Origin of the sequence: Streptomyces sp. UH6 (genome assembly GCF_013421635.1) — a bacterium.
Taxonomy (GTDB): domain Bacteria; phylum Actinomycetota; class Actinomycetes; order Streptomycetales; family Streptomycetaceae; genus Streptomyces; species Streptomyces abyssomicinicus.
This window is the reverse complement of record NZ_JACADT010000727.1, coordinates 1-2,899: the sequence shown is the minus strand read 5'-3', so window position 1 is coordinate 2,899 and position 2,899 is coordinate 1. Positions and strand designations below refer to the sequence as shown.

Genomic DNA, 2,899 nt, shown 5'->3' with positions numbered 1-2,899 from the left:
AGCGGCTCGCCGACCAGGCGGCCGGTGTAGACGCCGTCCACGGACTCGGCGACGGTGCCGAGGGCGCCGGTCAGGCCGAGGCGCCGGGCGATGGTCTGGGCGATCTCCACCGGGGCCGCCGTCACCAGCCACACCTTCTGGCCGGCGTCGAGGTGGGCCTGGGCCAGGGAGCGGGTTCCGCCCCAGATGCGGCCGGCCACGTACTCGTCGTAGATGTCGTCGCCGATCAGGCGGAGTTCCTCGACGCTGTGGCCCTTCACGATGGACAGGGCGGCGTCGCTGGCCTCCTGCATGTGCGCGGGGTCCTCGACGCCGGCCAGCCGGAAGTAGGCCTGCTGCCAGGCGAACCGGACCAGGTCGCGGGTGTCGAAGAACCTCCGCTTGTACAGGCCCCGGCCGAAGTGGAACAGGGCGGCGCCCTGCATGACCGTGTTGTCCAGGTCGAAGAAGGCCGCGGCGTGGGTGTCGCCGAGAACCGGGAACCGGGCCTCCTGCTCGAGCTCGCGGGAGGACTTGCGGGCGGCCTCCGCCGCGGCCTCGCCGGCCAGGACGCTGCGCGCCGTGGCGAAGCGCTTGCGGGGGAGGAGCCATCCAAGAGCGGCCATGCGGTGAGCATATCCAGATCGTGGGACGGCTTCGGGGCGGCGAGGTTGTCGTCCTGTGAACACCGAGGGGCAGGGGCGGGGGACGGGGCCGGGGGAGCGGGGGCCGGGCGGGCCGGGGTCAGGCCAGGGCGGCCCGCAGGCGGGACTCGTCCACGCGCCAGAAGGTGTGCTGCTGCCCGTCGATGAGGACCACCGGGATCTGCTCCCAGTAGGCGCGATGGAGCGCCTCGTCCTGGGTGATGTCCTTCTGCTCCCAGCGCACGCCGAGTTCCCCGCAGACCCGGGCCACCACCTTCTCCGCGTCCTCGCAGAGATGGCATCCGGGCTTGCCGATCAATGTCACCAGACCACTCATGCCCGCCATTGTCGCGCGGACCGAGGCCGTCGTGCGCGGTTGCGACGGCCGCGCGGGCCGTCGCGTCGTCGTGATCGTCTTCGCGGGCGGGCGGCCGCGGAGAGGGCCGGACGGGAGGGAAAGAGGGGGAGAACGGCGGTGGCGGAGGAGAGATAGCTCTCACCGCACCCCGGAATCTGCCTCTGACCTGCGGGTTCGCGCTGTGTGACGGTTCGGTCGACGTCGTTTGTTCGCTTAGGATTTGACCTCGAATTTGCTTGCGGGGGCGTGCAACGAAGAGGAGCGTGTGCAGCTTTGTCCCCGACGAGTGACGGACCCGGGCGCCTGACCGCCGGTGCCGTGCGCGTGCGCGAACACCGCGTGACCCCGGTCACGTCGGTGGGGCAAAACGGACACAATCTTTGTGCACACGTTCACAAAGACATAGCCTGCATCCGACGAGGCGGTCCGGGGACGTGTGGCCGCCCCCAGCCCCGCTCTACCCGCAGGAGCATCGTGGCAACTGGCCGAACTCACCGACCGGCGACCCGCAGCCGAGGAATTCCCGAGGCCACCGTCGCCCGGCTTCCGCTGTACCTCCGCGCTCTGACCGCTCTGTCGGAGCGCTCCGTGCCGACCGTCTCCTCCGAGGAGCTCGCGGCCGCCGCCGGGGTCAACTCCGCGAAGCTGCGCAAGGACTTCTCGTACCTGGGCTCCTACGGCACGCGAGGCGTCGGCTACGACGTCGAGTACCTCGTCTACCAGATCTCCCGTGAGCTGGGTCTGACCCAGGACTGGCCCGTGGTCATCGTCGGCATCGGTAACCTCGGCGCCGCGCTCGCCAATTACGGGGGATTCGCCTCCCGTGGTTTCCGGGTCGCCGCGCTGATCGACGCCGACCCGGCGATGACGGGCAAGCCGGTCGCCGGCATCCCCGTCCAGCACGCCGACGCGCTGGAGGACATCGTGCGTGACAACGGCGTGTCCATCGGTGTCATCGCGACCCCGGCCGGGGCCGCCCAGCAGGTCTGCGACCGCCTGGTCGGGGCCGGGGTGACCTCCATCCTCAACTTCGCGCCGACCATGCTGACCGTTCCGGACGGTGTGGACGTGCGCAAGGTGGACCTCTCCATCGAGCTGCAGATCCTCGCCTTCCACGAGCAGCGCAAGGCCGGCGAGGACGCCGCCTCCGACGACGACGCCATGCCCGTGCCGACCGCCGCCAAGGGCGCCGCGGCCGCGGCGGCGATGGACGCCGCCGACCCGAAGGGCACCGACGGGGAAGCCCCCGCCGTGATGCCGGCATGAGTCTGCTCGTCGTCGGCCTGAGCCACCGCAGCGCGCCGGTCAGCGCGCTGGAGCGCGCCGCGCTGGGCGCGGAGGCGAAGGCCAAGCTGCTGCGGGACACCGTCGCCGCCGAACCGGCCGCCGAGGCCGCGGTGCTGGCCACCTGCAACCGCATCGAGCTCTACGCCGACGTGGACAAGTTCCACGCCGGTGTCGCCGAGCTGTCCACGCTGCTGGCCCGCCACAGCGGGGTCGGGCTGGAGGAGCTCACTCCTTATCTCTATGTGCACTACGAGGACCGCGCGGTCCACCACCTCTACTCGGTGGCCTGCGGCCTGGACTCGATGGTGGTCGGCGAGGGGCAGATCCTCGCCCAGATCAAGGACGCGCTGGCCCAGGCGCAGGAACTGCACACCGCGGGCCGGCTGCTCAACGACCTGTTCCAGCAGGCCCTGCGGGTGGGCAAGCGCGCCCACTCGGAGACCGGCATCGACCGCGCCGGGCAGTCCCTGGTCACCTTCGGCCTGGAGCAGCTCGCGGGCGCGTCCGACGTCACGTCCTGGCTCGAGGGCCGGCGGGCGCTGGTGATCGGCGCCGGTTCGATGTCCTCGCTGGCCGCCGCCACGCTGGCGCGCGGCGGGGTGGCCGAGATCGTGGTCGCCAACCGCACCGT

4 protein-coding genes are annotated in these 2,899 nt (G+C 71.4%); 2 read left to right on the top strand and 2 right to left on the bottom strand.

Annotated features, from left to right (window positions below; translation table 11 throughout):
* Together HW445_RS24930 and HW445_RS24925 are read right to left on the bottom strand one after the other, a co-directional pair.
* Positions 1-605, bottom strand: a 605-nt coding sequence (locus tag HW445_RS24930; RefSeq protein WP_180223174.1) for an HAD family phosphatase, incomplete at its 3' end; no start/stop codon positions are given.
* A gap of 118 nt (positions 606-723) precedes the next feature.
* On the bottom strand, positions 724-969 hold the full coding sequence (locus HW445_RS24925; protein ID WP_180223173.1) for a glutaredoxin family protein: 246 nt from the start codon (positions 967-969) through the stop codon (positions 724-726).
* A gap of 486 nt (positions 970-1,455) precedes the next feature.
* On the opposite strand from HW445_RS24925, the gene HW445_RS24920 reads away from it, so the two are divergent.
* Together HW445_RS24920 and hemA are read left to right on the top strand one after the other, a co-directional pair.
* Positions 1,456-2,247, top strand: a complete 792-nt coding sequence (locus HW445_RS24920; RefSeq protein WP_180223172.1) for a redox-sensing transcriptional repressor Rex — start codon at positions 1,456-1,458, stop codon at positions 2,245-2,247.
* On the top strand, positions 2,244-2,899 hold a 656-nt coding region (gene hemA, locus HW445_RS24915), incomplete at its 3' end, for a glutamyl-tRNA reductase (protein ID WP_180223171.1). The genes HW445_RS24920 and hemA, both read left to right, overlap by 4 nt.